We start from the raw sequence: 21,936 nt of genomic DNA on the forward strand, positions 1-21,936 counted from the left end.
TTTCTATTCGAAAGGACTAACCATGGGTGTCAACCTCTCCGGCCGCAGCTTCCTGCGTCTGCTCGATTTCTCCACCGAGGAGATCGAGTACCTGCTCAAGCTCTCCCGTAACTTCAAGGATCTCAAGCGCACGGGCACCCCGCACCGCTACCTCGAGGGCAAGAACATCGTCCTGCTGTTCCAGAAGACCTCCACGCGCACCCGCTGCGCCTTCGAGGTCGGCGCCATGGACCTCGGCATGGGCGTGACCTACCTCGATCCGGGCAGCTCGCAGATGGGCAAGAAGGAGTCCATCGAGGACACCGCCCGCGTGCTCGGCCGCATGTACGACGGCATCGAGTTCCGTGGCTTCGCCCAGGAGGACGTCGAGGAGCTCGCCGCCAAGTCCGGCGTGCCGGTGTGGAACGGCCTCACCGACCTCTGGCATCCCACCCAGATGCTCGCCGACATCCTGACCGTTCAGGAGAACTTCAACTACGACATCAAGGGCAAGACCCTCGTCTTCATGGGCGACGCCAAGAACAACGTGGCCCGCTCCCTCATGGTCGTGTGCGCCAAGCTCGGCATGAACTTCGTGGCCTGCGGCCCGAAGGAGTGCATGCCCGCCTCCGACGTCGTCGAGGCATGCGAGCCGATCGCCAAGGCCAACGGCTGCACCATCACCCTCACCGAGGATCCCAAGGCTGCCTGCACCGGTGCCCACGTCATCTACACCGACGTGTGGGTCTCCATGGGTGAGCCCGACGAGGTCTGGACCGAGCGTATCAAGCAGCTCGAGGCCTATCGTGTTACCCAGGAGCTCATGGACCTCGCTGATCCTTCGGCGATCTTCCTGCACTGCCTCCCGAGCTTCCACGACACCAACACCACCATCGGTGCCGATATCGCCAAGAAGTTCGGCGTCACCGAGATGGAGGTCACCGACGAGGTCTTCGAGGGCCCGCAGTCCAAGGTCTTCGACGAGGCCGAGAACCGCATGCACACCATCAAGGCCGTGATGTACGCGACGCTCAAGTAGTCTTGGCTGTTCGGACGTGCCCGGGCGCACCTGTGCCCCGCGCCCGGGCACGTCCTCTCCGCGTCATGACTGGATAGCACGGCACGGCAGCCATGGCGCTTTTTCGACCATCTTCTCCAAATTACAGAAAGGAGGGGAATGATTATGGCTGAAGCTACCAAGAAAAAGCGCGGTATGCTATCGTCCTTCACCATTCTTCTTCTCCTGCTCGCCATCGTGGCGGTCATCACCGTTATCGTCGCGGGATTTGCCCCCGACCAGGTAACGGCGGCCAAGCTGAGCGACTTCTTCACCGCTCCCGTCAAGGGCTTCACCGATGCTCTTCCGGTCTGCCTCTTCGTGATGATCCTGGGCGGCTTCCTCGGTATGATGACCAAGACCGGTGCCCTCGATAACGGCATCGCTGTGCTCGTTAAGAAGCTCAAGGGCAACGAGCTCGCCATCATCCCCGTTCTCATGTTCATCTTCTCGCTCGGCGGTACCACCTATGGTATGTGCGAGGAGACCGTCCCGTTCTACGCGCTGCTTGCCGCCACCATGATGGCCGCCGGCTTCGACCCGCTCGTGGGCGCCGCGACGGTCCTTCTGGGCGCTGGCTGCGGCTGCCTTGGCTCCACGGTGAACCCGTTCGCCGTCGGCGCCGCGGTGGACTCTCTGCGCGGCGTGGGCATTGAGGTCAATCAGGCCATCATCATCGGCCTCGGCGCGATCCTCTGGATCGCCACGACTGCGATCTCCATCTTCTTCGTGATGAGCTATGCCAAGAAGGTCAAGGCCGACAAGGGCTCGACCATCCTCTCCATGCAGGAGCTCCAGAACGCCGAAGAGGCGCACGGTGCTGCTGCGGCCGAGGTGAACAAGGACGTCAAGCTCACCGGTCGCCAGAAGGGCGTTCTCGTGATCTTTGCCTTCACCTTCGTCATCATGATCTTGGGCTTCATCCCCATCGGCGACCTCAACGCCGACGTTGCCGGCTTCTTCGATGCCGGGTCTGCCTATGAGACCGTTGAGACTGAGATTACGAGCGACGACCTCGCCGCTGCCTATGACGAGTCGAACGGTTCCGTGACCACCATGGACGGCACCGTTGAGGGCGTCTCTGAGTCCGAGGTCCAGACTTCGCAGGGTTGGTCTGCCATCGTTACCGGCCTCCCGATCGGCCAGTGGTACTTCGATGAGGCCTCCACGTGGTTCTTCATCATGGCTATCGTCATCGGCATCGTGGGCGGCCTCTCCGAGAAGGAGATCGTGAACACCTTCATCGCCGGTGCCGCCGATATGATGAGCGTCGTGCTGATCATCGCGCTTGCGCGCGGCATCTCCGTCCTCATGGCAGCGACGGGCCTGGATACCTACGTGCTCACGCAGGCGGCAAATGCGCTCTCCGGCGTGTCCGGCATCCTCTTCGCGCCGCTCGCATGGATCCTCTACTTCGGCCTCAGCTTCCTCATCCCCTCGACCTCCGGTATGGCGACGGTGTCCATGCCCATCATGGGCCCGCTGGCCGCTCAGCTCGGCTTCTCGCCTGAGGTCATGGTGATGATCTTCAGCTCTGCCATCGGCGTGGTGAACCTCTTCACCCCGACCTCCGGCGCCATCATGGGTGGCCTTGCGCTCGCCCGAATCGAGTGGACCACCTGGCTCAAGTTTGCGCTGAAGATCGTTGTGGTGCTCTCTGTGGTGTCCGCGGTCATCTGCACCGTGGCGATTATGGTCCTCTAGCGGCTCTACACTCCTCTCTCACCGCTAGTCGACGTGAACCCTGCGCGCCGCTTGTCTCCTGTGGTTCGCAGCGGGTAAGCGTATCGTCGAGCCGGACATGCGCATGGGCGAATGCCCGGTAAGACCCTACCTTTCTGCCCCCTTCCGTACCGTGCGCGGAAGGGGGCGACTTTGTATGTTCCCGGTCCGGCGCGCTGCCGTCTTCCGGCTGAGCTCGAGTAACCCTGACTCGCATGGAGGTACCACCGGTGCCTCCGGCTCGTGCGGAACTCGCTCAGCTGGAGGGCGGCAGCGCGCCGGCGCCTACGCGCCCCAGGCCCCGATAGGGGTGAGCGCATGGGTGTCTGGGGCGAGGCGTTGCCAGGCCTGTGGTGCTCGCCGCTTCGCGGAATCGGGCTTCGCGCTCGCACGAGCGAAGGCATTTTCAACTTTTGGGCACTTTAAGCCCGGGACCTCAAGTACGATCGTTTCTTGCTCGCCGTCTGCCTGCGGTTTTGGTGCGTGCTTTGCATTGTCTACTTGGCGCATCGCTGTTTGAGTGCCCAAAAGTTGAAAAGTCCTCTGCGATTTGTGCCCTCTGTAGCGGGTTTCGTCCCTGCGCGCCCTATTGTGTGCGGGGAATGGGGTGCGGGAAGCCGGGGGTGGGTGTACAGACGGGCTCTGGTATGCTGTCGAGGTTACAAACGAGCGATGGGAGCGATGCATGCGCCAAGGATTCGATAACGAGAAGTACATTGAGTTGCAGGCAGGGCAGATCAAGAAGCGGATCGAACAGTTCGGCGGCAAGCTCTACCTCGAATTCGGCGGCAAGCTCTTTGACGACTACCACGCCTCGCGCGTTCTTCCCGGCTTCGAGCCCTCCGCGAAGTTTCGCATGCTCAAGAGCATCTCGCAGGACGTTGAGGTCATCATCGCCATCAATGCGAACGATATCGAGAAGAATAAGGCGCGCGGAGACCTTGGCATCACTTACGATGAGGACGTCTTGCGCCTGGCCGACATCTTCCGCAGCAACGGTCTTCCCGTTGCGGCGGTCGTGCTCACGCAATATGCGGCGCAGCCCGCTGCCGACGTGTTCCGCCGCCGTCTTGAGATGCTTGGCATCACCTGCAAGCTGCACTATCCCATCGAGGGATATCCCCACGACATCGACCTCATCGTTTCTGAGGAGGGGTACGGCAAGAACGAGTTCGTCGAGACAACGCGCCCGCTTGTCGTGGTAACGGCGCCGGGCCCCGGGTCGGGCAAGCTTGCAACCTGCCTTTCCCAGGTGTACCACGAGCATAGCCGTGGCGTTTCGGTGGGCTATGCGAAGTTCGAGACCTTCCCCGTGTGGAACCTTCCGCTTAACCATCCCGTGAACATCGCCTACGAGGCGGCCACCGTGGACCTCGACGATTCGAACATCATCGACTCCTTCCATTTGGACGCCTACGGCGAGACGACGGTGAACTACAACCGCGATGTTGAGGCGTTCCCCGTGGTCAAGGCCCTCATGGAGAAGATTTTGGGGAAGAGCCCCTATCAGAGCCCCACGGATATGGGCGTGAACATGGTGGGGTTCGCCATCGAGGACGACGAGGCATGCCGCGAGGCGGCGCGCATGGAGATCGTGCGCCGTTACTTCTCGGCCGCGGTGAGCGTTAAGCGCACCGGTATGGGCCAGGAGCAGGTGGATAAGCTCAAGGTCATTATGAAGAAGGCGGGGGTCACCAAGGATTACTCGCCTGCGCGATCGGCTGCGCTGCTCAAGGAAGAGACCACGGGCGCTCCGGTGGGTGCTATAGTGCTACCCGACGGGACGGTCGTGACCGGTAAGACCTCGGAGCGTCTCGGTGCTGCAAGCTCGCTTCTCATGAACGCGCTCAAGAGCGTGACCGGCGTCGACATGGAGCTTGAGGTCATCGCAGACGAGGCCATCGAGCCCATCAGCCGGCTCAAGACCGCGCAGCTCGGAAGCAGGAACCCCCGTCTGCACCCCGATGAGACGCTCATCGCGCTTTCGATCACCTCGGCAACGAGCGAGGTGGCAGCTCGTGTGCTCGCGGGTCTGCCGAAGCTCAGGGGCTGCGATGCGTTCTTCTCGGTCATCATCTCCTCGACGGATGAGGCGCTGCTCAAGAAGCTCGGCATCAATGTGTGCTGCGAGCCCAAGTACGAGCGCCACACGTTCTACCATCGGTAGAGCCTTGCGATCTGCCCCTTCGTTCCCGCAGGTATCGCACTCATTTCACGAGATGCCCACAACTTTTGAGTTTCCTGGCATTGGGGCTTGCGCGGGCACAGGGGTTCCCGTAATATGTCTACCTGCGCGAGGGCAGCACGCCCCGCGAGCCACAATGGCCCGTTCGTCTAGCGGTTTAGGACGCCGCCCTCTCAAGGCGGAGATCACCAGTTCGAATCTGGTACGGGCTACCAACAAGACCGCAGGTCAGGGGATGCGTCCTCTGGCCTTTTTTCTTTTGAAGCCTCATCGCTCCTCCTTCGTGGGACACAATCTGGACACAACGGGGACTGGGACACAATCCGGGGCGCAATCGCCTTAGACCGCGACCCTGAGAGCTCCTTCCTGCCTTGCCTGCTCGCTCGGCGTTTCGGAGAACAGGCTGCCGATGAGCTGAGCCGCCTGGGCGTCGTTCTCGGGTAGCGCGTGGGCGTAGAGGTTCATCGTCAGGGTTGCTGAGGCGTGGCCAAGCCGGTGCTGGACGGTCTTCATGTCCATGCCGCTGGCAACGAGCTGCGTTGCCTGGGTGTGCCTGAGCTCATGGAACTTCAGCCCTTCGAAGCCGTGGTCCTTCGTGAAGGAACGCCACCAGCGCGAGAAGTTTGTCGGGGCGATGACCCCGCCCTTGTCGTTGCAGCAGACGGGGGTGTCCCTCGTCTGGTCAAGCGACAGGATGGAGAGCTCTTCTCGCTGGAACTGCTTCCAGCGCTTCAGGTGCTCGATGGTCTTCTCGTCCACTGCGATGACGCGCTTGCCCGCTTCGGTCTTCGGCTCCTTCACCTCACCGTAGGTCGTGACCGACTGGGTGACGCGAATGGTTCCCCGTGCAAAGCTGATGTGGCCCCATGTGAGCCCCAGCACCTCGCCGCGCCGCATTCCGGTTGCGAGGCCGATGCGTGCGGCCATGACGTTGCCGATGCTGGACAGGCCTCGCAGGTAGCTTCGCTCCGAGGTGTCGCCGCGCCGCTCCTGTCGCTCCTCGATGGCGTCACGTGACGCATAGGCCTCGCCCTCCGCCTCGTCGATGGTTGCGAGCAGCTGCCTTGCCTCGGCAGTGGTGAGGGAGCGGCGGTCCGGCGTGTCACATCGCGGTGCCTTGACCTTCTCGGCGGGGTTGCGAAGGATGAGGTCGTAGTCCACGGCCCGCGAGAGAATCTGCTTGAGCAGCTTGTGGATCATGTTCATGGTGGTGCCGCTGCACTTGCCCTTCTCCTCCGTCTTGTCCCAGCGCATCTTCATGTAGAGCCCTTCGATGGTCTGGGCGGTGATGTCGCGGAGCTTGATGCCGCCGATGTAGGAGCACATGTCCTCGACGATGGTGCGCTCCCGGCGCAGGCGTGTCTTGCTGATCTCTGCCGCAGTCTCTCGTGCCTGCTGCCACTGCTCCGCGAACTCGGCGAAGGTCATCTTGTCGGCGTTGGCAGAGAGTCCGCACTCGAGATCTGCCTTGAGCTGGTCGCGCAGCTTGCAGGCATCGGACTTGGTGCCCTTGATGTTTCTCGAGACCACGTCGCGCTTGCCGGTGATGGGGTTAGTGCCGAGGTCGATGCGAACCTTCCAGTGCTTGGGGGCGTAGCTGGTTCCGTCAGGCTTCTTTACCTCCGTAATGCTTCCGTCTCCTTTTGCCATTACATTCACCTCCTTGGTTGGCGAGCGTCGTGAGCAGGTCTTTTGCTATTCCATCACGCCCCTATGGGGCGGGGTGGGCAATTCTTTGGGCCTCCGCGTACCAGCGCTCGATGGAGGTGCGGTAGTCCTCTCCGATTTGTGCGACTGCGTCTTCGAGAGGGGTGCCGGAGGCGTACAGGATATGTGCGGTCTGACGTCGGCGTTTGCTAGCCGCCGTCTTGTGGGATTCGCAGCAGAACTCAGCGCGGCTCGATGTCGAGCGAGTAATGATTGGAGTGCCGCAAACGGGGCAGAGAGACACTCGGCCATCGTATATGGCGTCCTCGACGGTGTCATAGAGAGCGGTTTGCCAGCGAGTGAAGCCGCCGTCATCTTTAGGACGGAAAAAGCCCTGATTCAGCGAGAATAGGGAGTTGATTTCGAAATCCGGTTCGTCGGTGTAGTAGTGGTAGAAGTCCATCGGGTTTAGATACATCGGCGTGCCCAAATCAACAGTAATTAGCTCTCCGCACAGCAGTCGGATTGCCTCTTCTTTCGAGTACCTCTCTCGTTCATAAACGATGAGGAAGTAGTAGGTGCTATCAAGCGAATCAACCGGATTCTCGGGCCACTCCTCGTATGTTGTGAGCAAATAGCCGTCTTTGTTGATGCCGTCGGGATAGTTGCCAAAATTCTCAAAAATAGTGTCTTCCGCGATGCTGTCAAAATAAGTGCCCGCTATCTTGTGAGTTGACTCATCGTCAAGGGCAACAGCGGCATACTTCGAAACATCGCTGAGAAAGTCTCTGACGTATTCCTGGTCGAGCGCCTCTGTGATCTCGGGGAACTTGAACAATCCGTCAGGAGGCGTAGCTCCTAAAGCGTAAGCAGCGATAGTGAGGTAGCGGACATAGCTGTCGCGAAAAAACAACAGTTCGGGAATCCAAACTTCATGAAGCTCGTCTTTGCTCACCGAAAGCAAGTCCTTCTCGGTTAGCTCGTCGAGATAGTCGATCTCGCTGTCAGAATCAATCCGCGACTTGAGGGAGCCGGACAGGTCGATTTGAAGCTCTTCGGGTTTCCAGAGGCCGTTCTTAAGGGGATCGTCCTCACGCTTTGCAAAGAGCGAGCAGCAGGCCTCGCTCTTCAAGAAGTCGAGCATCGCCTTCCAAGAGCGGACGGTGAGCAGCTTGTTCAGGGCGGCTCGAGGTTCGACCTCGCGATCTTCCCCTTCCGGGAGATATACCGCGCGCTCTTCGTTCAGGGCAACCAATCTCATAGTAACCGTCACTCTCAAAATATCGTAAATCTACCGTAAACCAAAAAGAACAGTAAACTCTGATGGCTACGATGGTACCAACACCAACAGGGCGCGTCAACGCCAAAGAACGGAGGTACCTCATGGAACTCTCGCGATTCGAAATTACCCAGCGGAGGGAGAGGCTCGGCCTGTCGAAGTCTGCCTTTGGGCGGGAGTCGGGGCTGCATGTATCCACGATCTCTCAGATTGAGAACGGTCATCTCGTTCCGTATCCCGGGCAGGTCAAGAAGATGCTCGCTGCGTTCGAGCGACTCGAGGCGAAGGAGCGTCTCCAGAAGGTGGCGTCGTAGCCATGGGGCGTAACCATCCAATTTGCCAGTCCGGTTCGGATGGAGCGGCTCTAGGAGCATCTGTTGAGCTCTTCTCGGCATATCCCGACCTGTTGACCCCCGCGCATATTTCGGAACTGACCGGGTTCACGGTTGAGTACGTGCGGAAGCTCTGTAGAGAGCACAAGATCCCCGCCGTGCAGGTGGGCGGTAGGCAGTGGTTCGTACCGAAGCCGCGATTCATTGAGTATGTGATGGGCGGTGACGCATGAGTCTCCGGAATAATGCGCCCGCCGTGCTGGTCTTTTGGCGAGGACAGCGCACGGCGGACGCTTGGAGTGCAACCCCTAAGGGGCTGCGGGCACAGCTTACCATTTGCTGCGTCTCCATTGTGAGGGCACGTCACAGGCTCCCGGGCGGCGATGGGGCATGAGCGGACGCGTTGTCTCCAAAGAGCGTGCCGACAGCGCGCTTCTCTCCATGGTGCCGCCGCGAGACTACGAGACATGGAAGAACATTGGCATCAGCTATAAGGCGGCTGGCGGGGACGTCGACACCTTTCTTCGATGGTCATCCTCCGACCCAGACAACTACGATGAGGCACAGGCGCGCCGGCTCTTCGAGCATGTGAGCGAGAACGGGCGCATCACCGCGGGGACGCTCTTCTGGCACGCAAAGCGTGCAGGCTGGGTGGAGGATGCCTCCGACAGCTCTGTTATCCAGGCTCCTTCGGCCGCCCAACCCTCCGCCATGGACCTCTCTCCGGTGCAGCAGGCCGTGGCACAGCTCGTGGCGCTCTTCGAGCCGGGCGAGTACGTGAATCTCTCCGTGCGGGCGAATTGGTCGGAGAAGCGTTGCAAGTGGGAGCCCGCGGATGGCGGCACGTGCTATGAGCGGGACGACCTCATTGCGCGCCTGCAGAGCGAAGGCTTTGGAGGCGTGCTCGACGGATACGAGCCTGAGGCGGGGATATGGGTCTGCCAGAACCCCACCAACGGGGCGGGGCGCGGCAAGGGAAGGACAACGGCGTGGCGACACGCCCTCATAGAGAGCGACGAGATTCCCGTCGACGAGCAGATTCGCATCATGAGCGAGCTCGACCTGCCCATCACGGCGCTGACCAAAAGCGGCGGGAAGTCCGTTCACGCCTTGGTGCGCGTGGAGGCGGACGGGCCCAACCACTATGAGGATCGCGTGCGGCTGCTGCACGAGCTCTGCGACGCCGCTGGGCTCAAGGTTGACGCCGCCAACAAAGACGCGAGCCGCCTCACGAGGCTGGCGGGGGCGAGCCGAGGGACGGAACGACAGTCGCTTCTCGGCACGGACATGGGTGCGCGGGACTTCCACAGCTGGGCGGAGGCGCATCGTCCTCATGCTGGTGACCAGGACGCCGAAGAGTCGAAGGACGTCGCCGCGCGCTTCGAGAACTTGTTTATTCCCATGCCGTCCGAGTTGCAGGAGCTTCCGCCCGTGCTGATCGAGAACACCTTTCGGAAGCAGGGCATCATGCTTGTCGGCGCGGCGCCCAAGGTCGGTAAGACATTCCTTGCCGCGCAAATGGTCGTTGCCTTTGCGACGGGCACGGGTCTTCTCGGGTTCGAGTTCACGCAGTGCGGGAGGATTCTCGTGGTGAACTCTGAGATGAACCAGGCGGAGTATGTGAACCGCATCGTCGAGGCATCTCTCGCCTCTGGGATTGCTGCTGATGTTGCTTCGCATGTGCGAATTGCCCACACGGACGATAGCCCGGAGATGACGGTCAAGGACATCGCTGAGGTAGTCTGCGGAAGCGGTTATCGTCCTGACGTTGTCATCATTGACCCAATCTACCCGTTGTTCGCGGGTGACGAGAACAGCAACGCTGACGCGAGGACAACGCTCGGATACCTCAAGATGATTGCAAGCAAGACCGGCGCGGGCGTCATCTACATGCATCACTTCAGCAAGGGGCCGCAGGACCTCAAGGAGGCTCGCGACCGCGTGAGTGGGGCGGGCACCCTGGGGCGCAACTACAGCGCGATGTGGTCGCTCACCGAGCTCGCCCCGAGCGAGGAGGACGTGGCAGACCTGCCCGATGGCGCCGTTGTGGTGCGTGTGTCGACCGACCTGCGCAGCTTCAAAAAGTCGAAGGCCAATAAGAACCTCGACTTCAACGCTGTGCGCATCGACGGCATGTTCCTTCGGGATGACAACGGCAAGTTCGACAAGGCACCCACGCGCGAGGCCGCTCGGCGCGCCGAGGCGAGCAAGAAGACCGCGCAGAAGGAGAAGCGCAAGGAGAAGGCGCGCAAGAGAATCAAAGATCTTCTCGACAAGAACGGCGGTGAACCCGTGCCCTTCTCGACGGTGCAGAATGTTACGGCGCTCTCACCAAACACCATCAAGGATTACCTCATCGACTTTGATGAGTATCAGCTTGTGAAGATGCAGATGGACGGCAAGGGTCAGAAGCGCAACCACATAGTGTGGACGGCTTGGCAGCCGCCGCTTGGCACCGATTTGCTGGAGGTGGGTGGAGCCGATGAGTGACTCGAAAGCCTGTCAGGGAAAGCTCAGAGATTGTCAAGCTCGTCAATTGACAGGCAGTCGGTGCGGGAAAGCTAGGCAATCAACACCTATAGAAAGGTTGCTTGACAACCTTTTCTATGGCGTTGATTCCCGCGCCTCGCTTTCACAGGTTCTGATGGGCTTTGCGGGGTCGGCCCAATGAGCGCGTGGACGACCGGACAGAACGACGTGATCCGTGAGCTGGGGCACCGGGGCGCTGCGGTGGTGCGCGAGGAAATTCGTAGGCGCTACGGCGTGGAGAGGACCGTCCGAGCCATCGAAATGCAGGCGTCGCGAATCCACGCGAGTCTGAGGGTACTAGAGGTGTGCCCGCAGTGCGGTGCCGTTGGGGTGCGACTGAACCGCCAGAGCGGGATGTGTCCACGCTGCACGGAGGAAGCGCACGTTGCCGAGGAGAGGGCGTTCAACGAGATCCTGCGCCGCGAGGCGGAAGGGTGCGAGGAAGGCCCGGAGATTGAGGCGGCGCGCCGGGAGTATGCGCGACTGCGGCAGCAGAACTCGCGGCTCATGCGCAAGCACGGGCTCAAGGGCAAGCGTGAGCGTGAGTGAGGCACCTATAGCTCCGGAAGGATTCTTGGAGTTGGATTGTCTGAGCGATACTGAGCGCGGACTTCTTCGAAGAGGCGCTCGCGCTCCTCCAGCGCAAGCCTGTGGGGAGCGAAGTAGTCCTTATCTTTGCAGACCCAGTCCCTGATCTTCTGGATGTAGAGGTCTTCGGAGCGCGGGACGAACTCGATAAATCGTGGCACGGAGGAGTAGAACTTGCGGTAGTGATACTTGCAGTCGAAGAGCTTCCAACCGGACCAATACGCCGGCAGGTCGATATCGATGTGGTTGTCCCACGTCCGCCAGACCCATATCTCCCGCTTGTCGAAGTCGAGGTGGAGAGACCCCATGAGGAACTCGTCATCATCGCGGACGAGGGGCGAAGGCTGCAGGTGGTCGAGAAGCCTTCCTATGCGGCCCTCGACGGTGAGCATTGCTTCCGGTTCGCTCTCGCACGTGAACGCGGCTCGTATCTCGCCTTTTGACAGAACGGAAAGGGTTGACGACCCCGAGTACCGTTTGTCTGGAATGTCGAAGAGATACTTGTCGATGTACCAGTCAATATCGGACGGGCGACTCGTGATTTTGCAATCGATCTCCTCGAGCTTGTCCCCCGTAACCCCGGCACAACAGGCAATCTGACCGAGTTCTCCCCATGACCACTCGATTGTCCACCCTTTCCAGGTGTACTTGAGCAGCCTGAGGTACGTCTCGAGCCAGAGGATATCGCACTCGATGTCCTCCCCGCCATACAGGGCCAGATGCCGGTTGTCTAGGTCGATGCAGCAGCCGCCCTCCGCCCACGCGTTATCGAGCCACCATCCGTTTTGGGGATCGCCGTCATCCTCGTAGCCTCCCCGCCAGTCGCGGACTTCGAGTAGGGCGTGCTTGGGTCCCCAAAACATTAGCGCGTCCATGAACTGCGCTGCCCCATGGGAGTAGTAGACGTGGCGCTTGTCACTCTCGATGACCACTGCATTTGCCCGTGAGCCCATGCAACCTCCTCCGATGGCTGGATTGAAGGTTGATGCTCACATAATACCAGCGTTTTGTGACACCTCCGGACAATGAGCCTGTAAGAATGCGGACCTGTCATGGAGGGAGGCGCCCGGCATGAGGGCAAAGCTCACCGAGGAACTGATCCAGCAGATGGCCTCGCTCAAGGGCGATGGCCTCTCCAACAAGGACATCTGCCGGGCGGTGGGCATCCACGAGGCGACACTGTACCGCTGGCTCTCCAAGCCGAGCGGGAGGCTGCATCGCGCGTTAGGCGAGTCGCTAAAAAAGGCAGAAGCTGACTACAAGCGGACGCTGCTCACCACCATCCGCGAGGCGGCTACCAAGAAAAACGGCCAGTGGACGGCGGCCGCGTGGCTCCTGGAGCGCAAGTACCCCGACGAGTATGCACAGGCAACCCGCGACAAGGGCGAGCGCGCCGAGGCGGCCCCGCAGATCGTGCTCGGCGTGGCCGTGGGCGCGGCGAAGCCCGATGTCGACGAGGGCGAGCCGGAGGGCAAGGACGGCGGAGCCGATGGTTAGCGCCGCCGACCTCTGCATCCCGCGCTTTCACGACGTGCTCGGTGACGTGATGGCACACGGGCACACGCACTACTGGCTGCACGGTGGGCGCGGCTCCACAAAGTCGAGCTTCATCAGCCTGTGCATCGTTCTTCTCGTCGTGGCTTTTCCCTACGCGAACGCGTGCGTGGTGCGGCGCTTCTCCAACACGCTGCGCGACTCTGTGTACCAGCAGGTGCTCTGGGCGGTTGAGGCGCTGGGGCTCTCGGCGTACTTCAAAGCGAAGCTCTCGCCGACGGAGATCGTCTACCTGCCCACGGGGCAGCGCGTCGTCTTCCGGGGCGCCGACGATCCGCTCAAGCTCAAGGGCGTGAAGTTCACGCGCGGCTACTGCGCCGTGACGTGGTTCGAGGAGCTCGACCAGTTCGACGGCATCGAGGCGGTTCGCTCCATTCTCAACTCGCTCCGCCGCGGCGGCGAGGACTTCTGGATCTTCTACAGCTACAACCCGCCCAAGACGATGTGGAGCTGGGTGAACGTGGAGTGCATCGAGCGCAGGCGGCGGGCGGACACGCTCGTTAGGCGCTCTTCGTACCTCGACGTGGTGGAGACGCGGCCAGGGTGGCTCGGCGCGCCCTTCATCGAGGAGGCGGAGTACCTGCGCGAGGAGAACGAGCGCGCATGGCGCTGGGAATACCTCGGCGAGGTGACCGGGACGGGCGGCGCGGTCTTCGACAACATCGTGGAGGCCAGGCTCACCGACGAGCGTGTGCGGGGCTTCGAGCGGGTGCGAAACGGCGTCGACTGGGGATGGTTCCCCGACCCGTGGCGCTTCGTGCGCTGCGGCTGGGAGCCGGGCGCGCGCAGGCTCACCGTCTTTGAGGAGCACTCGGCCAACAAGACGATGCCCGCCGACACGGGCCGCATCGTGGTGGACGCGCTCACCTACGCCGACGAGCCGGGCGCGGAGCCCTACTTCCACGACCAGCTGGTGTGGTGCGATGACACGCCCGACTCCAAGGTGCAGATGGCGGTCTGGCGGCGCGAGCTCGGCATACGCGTGCACCCGGCGCGGAAGGCGCGGATGCGCAGGCTCTCCTACGACTGGCTGGCGGGCCTGCGAGAGATTGTCATCGACCCTGCGCGGTGTCCGCGGACGTTCGAGGAGTTCACCTGCAAGGAGTTCCTGCGCGACCGCGACGGGCGCTGGATCGACGAGATCCCCGACGGTGATGACCATTCCATCGACGCGGTGCGCTACGCAATGATGGACGACGTGCTGAGGGGGTGACGGGCGTGTTTCTCGGCATATTCAGCTACCAACTGAAAACGCAAGGTGACGGACGTTCTTCTCGGTGCGTTTTGCACTTGAACCGTGAGGAGCGCGGCGGATGCGGGGAGCTGAGGATATGCGGGCGGGTTTCTCGGCATCCAAAGCTAAAGCCTGTGACGTATGGGAGAGGTGTGCGGCAACGCGTGGCGGAGGCGCCGCGTTCTTCTCGCCAAGCGAATGAAAAGGGGCGAAGGCTGGAAGAGTTGCCAGGGAGCCGGTTGGGCGTAAGCGATGGAGGGCGATGTAGATGGGGCAGGCGTACGAGGAGGAGTACTGGGTGCCGGGGCACGTGCGAGAGTACCTGCGGGCGCTCGGGTTTGTGCTGCCCTTGGAGGCGATGGAGCCGCATATTCGCTCGTGGCACGAGTGGATGCAGGCGTGCGGGTCGTTCTACGACTACAAGGACACTGATGGTGTGGGACGCCTGTACGAGGTGCATAGGCGCTCGATTCATCCGGCGATGCGGGTGTGCCGGGAGTGGGGGTCGCTGCTGCTGAACGACAAGACGCAGGTGGTGTGCGGGACGCAGGAGTGCACGGACTGGCTCGAGGGGTTTCTCGCCCAAAGCGGCTTCATGGCTGCGGCGCAGGCAACCGTGGTGAGGGCGTTTGGCATGGGGACGGGCGCGTGGGCGCTCTGGGTGGACGCGGATGCGGGGAGCGTGCGCATTAGGCACTACGACGCGCGCATGGTGATACCGCTCACGTGGGACGAGGAGGGCGTGACGGAGTGCGCGTTCGTCACGCGGGCGTTCTGGCGGGGGCGCGCGGTCGACCAGCTGCAGATTCACCTCAAGGGTGCTGGGACGGACTTCTCGGCCGCTTTGTCCTTCTCGCCTAATGAGAGCGTGGGGAGGGGCGGTTATCGGATCGTCACGGTGTGCTTTGACGAGCACGGCAACGAGGTCGCGCCTGCGGGTGTGTGTCCCGTGTACGAGACGGGCTCGCCCTATCCCACCTTCGCCATCGTCAAGCCCGCCGTGGACAACACGCGCGTGGACATGAGCCCGTACGGGCAGAGCGTGTTCGCCGACGCGGTGGACGCTATCCAGGCGGTGGACCTTGCCTTTGACGCGATGATCTCGGAGATCGACAACGGCAAGATGCGGGTGTTCCTCAGTGACGTGATGTTCGACCAGGAGACGGACGGCAGGGGGCGCAAGGTCTCGATACCGTTCGGGCGGCAGGACTGTACCGTGTTCAGGAAGGTGATGAGCACCGAGGACACGATTCAGGAGTTTGCGCCGGCGCTGAGGACTGACGCTCAGGTGAGGGCGTTCAGGTGCGCGCTGCAGATGCTCGGCGACCTGACGGGCTTCGGCCTGGGGTACTTCGACTTCGACGGCGCGGGGTACGTGAAGACCGCGACGGAGGTCTCGGCGGACAACTCGGCGCTGATGCGCAACATCCGCAGGCACGAGCATGCGCTGGAGGGCGCTATCGCTGGGATATGCAGGGCCGTCATGGCGGCTTCGCGCTCGCTCGGGGTCGAGCTCCCGGACGAGGGTGAGGTGCGCGTCACGTTCGACGACAGCATCATCACGGACACGAGCGCCGAGAAGCGCCAGGACATGGCCGAGGTGGGCGTCACCATGAACGCCTGGGAGTATCGGCAGAAGTGGTACGGCGAGGACGAGAAGACGGCCAAGGCGCGTGCCCGTGGGCTCGCGAGGGGCAAGGCTTCCAATGGTGAGGATACCTAGCGTTCGCTCCAGAGGAGGAAGTCGACCTTCTTTACGGGGGTGAGCCAAGCGTAGTCGGGAAGGAGCTCGTCGAAGAGCCGTATGTTCTTCTCGGCATCCTCCGTAGCCAGGTAGGTCTCGTACCAGGAGACGATCTTCCCGTACACCTCGACGGCGTTCTCGAGCTTGGCCTGCGCCGTCGTTCCCTTGAGCCTCAGGCCGAGCCTTGCGAGCACCAGGCTGTCCCATATCGGCCTGTCGGGGTGGAGCGTGGCGATCATCTTGCTGGTGAAGGACGCCTCCACATTGCCCGTGAGCTCGTTCATCTCGCGCAGCACGTCCTCGAACGCCATGGAGGGGGTGGCCTTCTCCCTCTCCATGATCGCGTAGTAGCTCGACTGCCACTCCGCGTTCCTGCGCACGCGGTAGAAGCGGTTGTAGAACCGCTGGAAGTCGGCGTCGGAGCTGACGTCGGTCTCGCGCACGGTGCGCTGTATGCGGGCGTAGCCCTCGAGCCCCCACGCCCGCACGAGGGACGACTGGATGGCCGCACGGCCGCCTATGGTGGTGGGCATGGCCATGGGGCTCGCCTCGCTTTCGGTGGACGATTGCAGGAGCAATTGTAACGGCTGGGGCGGCGTCTTCCGTCGGGGGATGCGGCCTTCAGGTGCGGCGGCGTCCGGGGCGGCACGCGGCGTCAGGTGGGCCGCCAGGAGCCCGCAGGCGCTCTCTGTGGAGCTGGCGGGTTCGGGTCGCAAGAGGGGCTGTCACGGCCCTGGAGCGGCTTCTGGCGGGCGCTGCTGGGCGTCGGCTGCTGGTGGAGCGGCTGGGAGACGGATGCCGGCGGCGTGAGGTGGCTGTTGGGTTGCCGCTGCAGCAAGCCTTTGCCGCCCGCGCTGGCTGATGGACTGGACGGGCGCGGACGAGCGCGTGACGGCAGCAGACCGGACGACCGCGCGTAGGGTGTGCGCCGCTGGCCGGGCGTGACGCACGCTGACCACGCGCCCCCGTTGACCTTGCATTAGGCCGGGCGGCGGCGTAGGGCGGGCTGAGCACGCGGCCGGAAGCAGACCGCGAAGCGGGCTGCTGTAGGCGCGTATGCGAAGACCGTCCGAAGCCGACGGCTGGCCGTACGGGAGACTCCCATGGGCGCGTGGGCTGCATGTGGCACGAACGGCCCGAGCGCACACCCGGAGCGTGGGCGGCCGGGCTGCGGACAACTCGAGGTTGGTAGCGCACGGCCAGGCCAGCAGCCAGGGATGGCGGCAAAACAAATTCTGCGACGTGAGACATGCGGTGGAGTAATCGAGCTAGCTAAAGTGGCGTACGGAAGGAATTCATCTCCTGTCAACGCTTCTTTCTTGCAAGGCGGCGATCGCGCAGCATGAGCCATCCATTGTGAAGTAGGGTGATGTCATGGCTCGCTAGGCCGAGATATTCTCCCAGGACAACAGAATCGACGTATGAGATTAGCTCGTCGGTTTTGCCAGCTCTAACAAGCTCGTCAGCTCTTTCGAAATCAAATGTGATTCCACTTCCGAACGGTATCGGCAGGCTTCGCGCCTCACTCGGCTCGAACGTCAAGACTCCTCCGCCATAGCTTCTGCCAGTTAGCTCGCTCATGAGGAACGTGAGTGAGTTGTTGAACGCAACAGCCACACTTTTGCCATCAACGCCATCAACGAAGCGCAGCTTGTGGAGCGTATCCGTCGTATGCGCCCGCTTTTCGTTGATCACAATTCTCGGGTATGCTCCGACCTGGCGATAGAAGAACGCATCGGGCTTCCATGATGTGGGCACCCTATACCACGGGTTACGGATGCGGCACTTGAAGTTGCCGTCGAAGCCCTCCGCCTCACCAAGCTTCACGTAATTGGCCTCATCCTTCGTCAACTCACCATCAGGTAGAAACAGGAGCACTTTTCGTTGCATCACGAGTTGCTGCTTGAAATCCTCGTCAGTCAAGGCGAGCCCGCTTAACTGGAATGACCTGCTAATAATCGGCGTACAGGCCTCTTCGATGTGATTTCTAGTTGCAGTCTCGCGATCGATGACAAAGAACGAGTTTTGGCCGCTCACTACACCGACGTTGACTTCGAAGAGCTCCGCGGAGGTTTTCACGCCCCTATGGCCGTCCAAATCGGCAAGCAAGTCAAGTACCGCATTATCAAGGTAGTACGCTTGCCATTTCATAGATTCGGGTAGCTTACGCTTAGACCTGGTTGATTCGATTGCCTTACGGTCAAGCTGCGCAAGTGACCTAGCGTTGACCTCCTCGATTATTCGCACGCCAGCACCGCTGTCTGACGCACGCCGCTCGATCAACAACAGTACGACTTCCTGCTGAGCATCATCGAAAAGCAGCTCGGAGAATGTCACGACAGTCACGCTGTCGAATTGCTTCATGAGAAACCGTCGCGTCTCCGCCGCGTATTTGACCTGGAACAACTCTGCTGGAATGACCATCCCGAGCCTGCCCCCATCGGAAAGCAGATGGCAGCAAACGACAAGGAACGGCAGCCAGATGTTGGTGAGCCTGTTGGGCGCGAATCCGTATCCTCGCATCAGATCGAAAGCGACGCTGCGATACTCCTCTTCGAAGTCTTGGTACCTGATGAAGGGCGGGTTACCTATGATGGCGTCGTATCGCTTCGACCCAATGTCGTCTCGACACTGAGTGAAGAAGTCGCCGCACACGATGTGCCCGCCCTTCTCGGCCGCCTTCCGTGCCTCCTCTTCATAGAGTTCGACACCAGTGACCAAGCATGACGCGTCGTGGGCCCCCAATTCCTCAAGGCGATTTACCGCCGCCTCGACAAAGGAGCCATCACCACAGCTCGGCTCGAGAACCGTGGCGTCTCCTGATCTTATGGCCCAATCGCAAATGAAGCGCGCGACCTCACCTGGGGTGTAGTAGCCTCCGCGTAGTTTGTTGACGAGGTCCGTCATGACATGACCGCCCCTTCAAGTCCGGTCGGGACGCCATACAGCATGTCCATGTCAGACTTGAGATTCCTCTCTGCTGCGGCGATTGATCTTGTGTAGAGTTCGGCATCCGATTTGCTGCTCGAGGAGGCTCGTTTCGAAACGAGATCGTTCAGTGTTCGAACGGTTGCAACAATTCGTGCATGGAGTGCGACATCTGCGTTATTGGAGAAGTCGATACGCCGAATGGGCAGCTCGGTAACGAATTGCTTGCCGTGGGCGTAGTAATCGCCCCGGAAGACGCTCGTTTTGCTGCGAACGAGAGCCTCGGTCAACCAGTAGCTGAGTGCTGCCTGGACATACTCGATGGCCTCGGGAGTCTCTTCCTTGAGTTCCATGCCATAGTACGGTCCGTTCCCGCCGCCAGTGAACATGACTTTGCCGCTCTGGTCGTTTACATATTTCGGGCCGAGTGAGAGCACGGGCCAGATAAGGTGCGGGTTGCCCGAGAACTTTCCGAGGCTCTGTGAACGACCGAACCGATACCAGTCGTCACCCCTGCTCCTGTTCGAGAAGGCGCGGCTCTCCAATTTCTCTTTGATGGAGAGGAGGTATTCGCAGGCATTTGGGTATTCCACCTGAAGCCTGTCAAACGGTATTAGCTTCGCTCTCCCGCAAGAGAAATAATACGGGAATATAATCTGCTTGTTCGGCGTGGGTGTGCCATAGGGCTCGAACGACACGTCTAGCAGGCATGGCCGGCAGAGAGCCTTTTCGACCTTCGAGTGATGGCCATTCATGTCTTCGAACGAATAGACGCCATCCGTCTCTGCAGTCGGCTCTATGATGTACGCGGCATCATTGCTCGTCTGTAGGCCAACGAAAACGTTTGCCATGTCAGACAGTTTCGTGCACTTATCGGCTATCTTTGCCAAATGCTCACTCAACGCTTCAGGTGGAAACGACCAAGCCTCTCTTGTCAGGTCAGTCGAAGGGTATGTAGCGCCGCCCTCAGTGGGAGAACCGACAAAATCAGATATGGATGCGACTTGCAAGCGGGTGAAGTCGGACACGTCTTCGGGCGTAGCGATGAGGATGCACGTGTATGTACTGCGGCCCGGGAATACCTGCAGAGTTCCGAAATCCACGATACGCGACACGTGATAGCGACTGGTTAAGAGACCCCGCAACTGCTTACCTGTTGCAATTGTCATGAACTTGTTCGGGATGATCGTGCCGAGCCTGCCGCTAGCTGACAAAAGACTCAGTCCACGCTCCACGAAGAGCATGTATTTGTCGAGCAGCTGGGCTGACGCTATTTTGAGATCGCAGTGGCGGCTCTTGTAGAACTCATACTCCTGCGGGATATAGCGGGCGAGATTCTGAACGCGGATGTACGGCGGATTGCCCACGATGGCGTCAAAGCCTCCAAACGGAAACTCGCTTGCCCAATCGAACGGCCGCACGGCGCGCAGCGAGTCGATGTTATTGGTCGCCGATGGATCGAAATCGAAATAAGAGTAGCCTACGAGGCTGTTGCCACATTTGATGTTGTCCGAAAGGTTTGGCAGGAGCTTGCAGCCCGTATTGGAGCGAAAAGCATCGAGCTCCTCCCCCGAGCATCCCTCAAGCAGTCTCAGAACTAGGCTCAGTTGTGCGACTTCCACTGCAAGCGGATTGATGTCCACGCCGTAGATGGCCTCGGTGAGGATTTGCCGCTTTCGCCAGAAGGGTAGGTCGAGTCCCGACGGTCGCTCGATGAGCTCTACGCTCGCATCGCCCTCCGAGATGACCCGCGTAAGCTCCTTTGAGACCAGGTATTCGTATGACGAGAGCAGGAAGTTGCCCGAGCCGCAGCAAACGTCCGCGACCTTGCAGGGGTAAGAAACCTCCCGTAGCGTATTTGCAACGATGGCGTCGGTGATGTCCTTAGGCGTGGGCACGACGCCATTCGACTCGACGGCTTCGGGCGTGGACTCAAACCTTACACGGCCGTCTTCGATATAGACCCGTTCGCTCAGAAACTCCTCGTAAATATGCCCGATAACGTGCGGCTGGACCACATTGAAGTCGTACGAGCTCTCGGGGTAGTAAAGGTCCTGGAAGATGCTGATCAACAGATAATCGGAAACCTTCCATGGCGCGTCGTCCAAATAGTTGAATAGACCAGAGTCGTATTTGGCGTCCGCAGCAGCAAAGACTTCGCGCAACTCTTCGAAGCTCGCGATTCGTAGGAGCTCTTCCTCGTCCTCGAAACTTCTGTCCTCGCACACGCGTAGGAAGATGATACGGTTGAGCAGGGTCTGGGTGAACTGGTTTAGACGATCCTGTTCGGAAACCTTGTAGTGGTTGTAGACGTCTAGGGCAATATCGCCGCGCCAGCTTGATATCTGGCCCAGGAAGAGGTCGTCGAACGGGACCTTGACGGCTTGCTCCCGCGCGTCCACGTTATCCAACGAGCCGTTGGCCACGGCTTCTTTCGAAAGGAGGCTGTAAATCTCGTCGAAGTGCTCAACGAGCTCGTCGAAGTGATAGCACGCGATACGAGCAAACGATGCACCCTGGTCATCGGTTGGACGATAACCGCAGTCGTAGATTGAGAGGTCTTCGAAATTAGACAGCACAGCTATGGCATGGTTGCCGTTCCATCCGTATCGCCGTGCCTGGAAGGCGGGTTCACGCCGCTCCACAATATTGACGCTGGGCTTCTTAGCCTCAAGGAAGAACTTCGTCTCTCCTCCGAGCCGGAAGGCATAGTCAGGCTTCTTGTTGGCGTGAGCGGAGTCCTCGTCATCAACTGTGACGTTGGCCTCATGGATGACCTCGCGAGTATAGATGGAATGGCCCGCCTCGTTGTTGACGTCCCAACCCAGAATGCAGAAGAGTGGGTCGAGGAACTCAACCCTGAGAGAAGTTTCGCCATAAGTCGACTTGATGTACTCTGTGCGGTTTGCAGCATACCGTTCCACAAGGGCGACGAGGTCGCTACGTCTTGTTTCGAGATCGTGTTGCATACCCGTCGCCTCCTGCTCAACCGATACCAATCCGCAGGCAGGACGTTGTGGATATGTGCCGTTGCTACATGCGCCAGTTCATCCTCGCGGTCGTCTTTTGACGTAGGTGTCATTATACGCGCCGAGGAGGACAAGAAACAGCTTGGCGTACCTGACGGCATGGGAGTTCCGTACGTATGGACTTCAGCC

The 21,936-nt window shown here is 60.7% G+C and carries 15 protein-coding genes, 1 tRNA gene and 1 pseudogene; 11 read left to right on the forward strand and 6 right to left on the reverse strand.

The window, feature by feature from the left end; genetic code table 11:
* Positions 1-22 precede the first annotated feature (22 nt).
* From argF to GJE22_RS03110, 4 genes are all read left to right on the forward strand, one after another.
* The gene (gene argF / locus GJE22_RS03095; RefSeq protein ID WP_144687766.1) at positions 23-1,018 is read left to right on the forward strand and encodes an ornithine carbamoyltransferase; all 996 of its coding nucleotides are present in this window, start codon (positions 23-25) and stop codon (positions 1,016-1,018) included.
* Positions 1,019-1,162: 144 nt separating this feature from the next.
* Positions 1,163-2,740: a YfcC family protein gene (locus GJE22_RS03100; protein ID WP_144687860.1), complete on the forward strand. Its 1,578-nt coding sequence runs from the start codon at positions 1,163-1,165 to the stop codon at positions 2,738-2,740.
* A gap of 703 nt (positions 2,741-3,443) precedes the next feature.
* Complete coding sequence (locus GJE22_RS03105) at positions 3,444-4,925, forward strand: DUF1846 domain-containing protein (protein ID WP_144687767.1); 1,482 nt, start codon at positions 3,444-3,446, stop codon at positions 4,923-4,925.
* Positions 4,926-5,081: 156 nt separating this feature from the next.
* Positions 5,082-5,158, forward strand: a tRNA-Glu gene (locus tag GJE22_RS03110).
* Between the two features lie 124 nt (positions 5,159-5,282).
* Here GJE22_RS03110 and GJE22_RS03115 read toward each other — a convergent pair.
* Both GJE22_RS03115 and GJE22_RS03120 read right to left on the reverse strand, forming a co-directional pair.
* A complete protein-coding gene (locus GJE22_RS03115) occupies positions 5,283-6,593 on the reverse strand; it encodes a tyrosine-type recombinase/integrase (RefSeq protein WP_144687768.1) in 1,311 nt (436 codons plus the stop codon).
* A gap of 61 nt (positions 6,594-6,654) precedes the next feature.
* Positions 6,655-7,851, reverse strand: a complete 1,197-nt coding sequence (locus GJE22_RS03120; RefSeq protein ID WP_144687769.1) for a hypothetical protein — start codon at positions 7,849-7,851, stop codon at positions 6,655-6,657.
* 122 nt (positions 7,852-7,973) lie between these two features.
* Between GJE22_RS03120 and GJE22_RS03125 the strand changes: the two genes are divergently transcribed.
* The 4 genes from GJE22_RS03125 (at position 7,974) to GJE22_RS03140 (ending at position 11,279) form a co-directional block, all read left to right on the forward strand.
* Positions 7,974-8,183: a helix-turn-helix domain-containing protein gene (locus GJE22_RS03125; RefSeq protein ID WP_144687770.1), complete on the forward strand. Its 210-nt coding sequence runs from the start codon at positions 7,974-7,976 to the stop codon at positions 8,181-8,183.
* A gap of 2 nt (positions 8,184-8,185) precedes the next feature.
* On the forward strand, positions 8,186-8,434 hold the full coding sequence (locus GJE22_RS03130) for a helix-turn-helix domain-containing protein (RefSeq protein WP_144687771.1): 249 nt from the start codon (positions 8,186-8,188) through the stop codon (positions 8,432-8,434).
* Positions 8,435-8,591: 157 nt separating this feature from the next.
* Positions 8,592-10,691 (forward strand): AAA family ATPase, encoded by a 2,100-nt coding sequence (locus tag GJE22_RS03135; protein ID WP_144687772.1) that lies wholly within the window; start codon positions 8,592-8,594, stop codon positions 10,689-10,691.
* Positions 10,692-10,868: 177 nt separating this feature from the next.
* Positions 10,869-11,279, forward strand: a complete 411-nt coding sequence (locus GJE22_RS03140; protein ID WP_144687773.1) for a hypothetical protein — start codon at positions 10,869-10,871, stop codon at positions 11,277-11,279.
* Positions 11,280-11,284: 5 nt separating this feature from the next.
* On the opposite strand, the gene GJE22_RS03145 is transcribed toward GJE22_RS03140, so the two are convergent.
* Complete coding sequence (locus GJE22_RS03145; RefSeq protein ID WP_144687774.1) at positions 11,285-12,181, reverse strand: hypothetical protein; 897 nt, start codon at positions 12,179-12,181, stop codon at positions 11,285-11,287.
* A gap of 208 nt (positions 12,182-12,389) precedes the next feature.
* Here GJE22_RS03145 and GJE22_RS03150 point away from each other — a divergent pair, with 208 nt between their 5' ends.
* From GJE22_RS03150 to GJE22_RS03160, 3 genes are all read left to right on the forward strand, one after another.
* Positions 12,390-12,815: a transposase gene (locus GJE22_RS03150; protein ID WP_144687775.1), complete on the forward strand. Its 426-nt coding sequence runs from the start codon at positions 12,390-12,392 to the stop codon at positions 12,813-12,815.
* A complete protein-coding gene (locus GJE22_RS03155) occupies positions 12,808-14,085 on the forward strand; it encodes a PBSX family phage terminase large subunit (RefSeq protein ID WP_144687776.1) in 1,278 nt (425 codons plus the stop codon). The genes GJE22_RS03150 and GJE22_RS03155 overlap by 8 nt, the downstream gene beginning before the upstream one ends.
* A gap of 289 nt (positions 14,086-14,374) precedes the next feature.
* Positions 14,375-15,829 carry a hypothetical protein gene (locus GJE22_RS03160; protein ID WP_144687777.1) on the forward strand — a complete coding sequence of 485 codons (1,455 nt, stop codon included), beginning with the start codon at positions 14,375-14,377 and terminating at the stop codon, positions 15,827-15,829.
* Here GJE22_RS03160 and GJE22_RS03165 read toward each other — a convergent pair.
* The 3 genes and pseudogenes from GJE22_RS03165 to GJE22_RS10270 form a co-directional block, all read right to left on the reverse strand.
* Positions 15,826-16,389: a hypothetical protein gene (locus GJE22_RS03165; RefSeq protein ID WP_144687778.1), complete on the reverse strand. Its 564-nt coding sequence runs from the start codon at positions 16,387-16,389 to the stop codon at positions 15,826-15,828. The two genes, GJE22_RS03160 and GJE22_RS03165, sit on opposite strands and share 4 nt — an antisense overlap.
* A 766-nt stretch (positions 16,390-17,155) precedes the next feature.
* Positions 17,156-18,757 (reverse strand): HsdM family class I SAM-dependent methyltransferase, encoded by a 1,602-nt coding sequence (locus tag GJE22_RS03170; RefSeq protein ID WP_144687779.1) that lies wholly within the window; start codon positions 18,755-18,757, stop codon positions 17,156-17,158.
* A gap of 1,109 nt (positions 18,758-19,866) precedes the next feature.
* A pseudogene (locus GJE22_RS10270) lies at positions 19,867-21,747 on the reverse strand (Eco57I restriction-modification methylase domain-containing protein); the annotation flags it as partial.
* Positions 21,748-21,936: the final 189 nt, after the last annotated feature.

Origin of the sequence: Enorma shizhengliae (genome assembly GCF_009676995.1) — a bacterium.
Classification (GTDB): Bacteria; Actinomycetota; Coriobacteriia; order Coriobacteriales; family Coriobacteriaceae; genus Enorma; species Enorma massiliensis.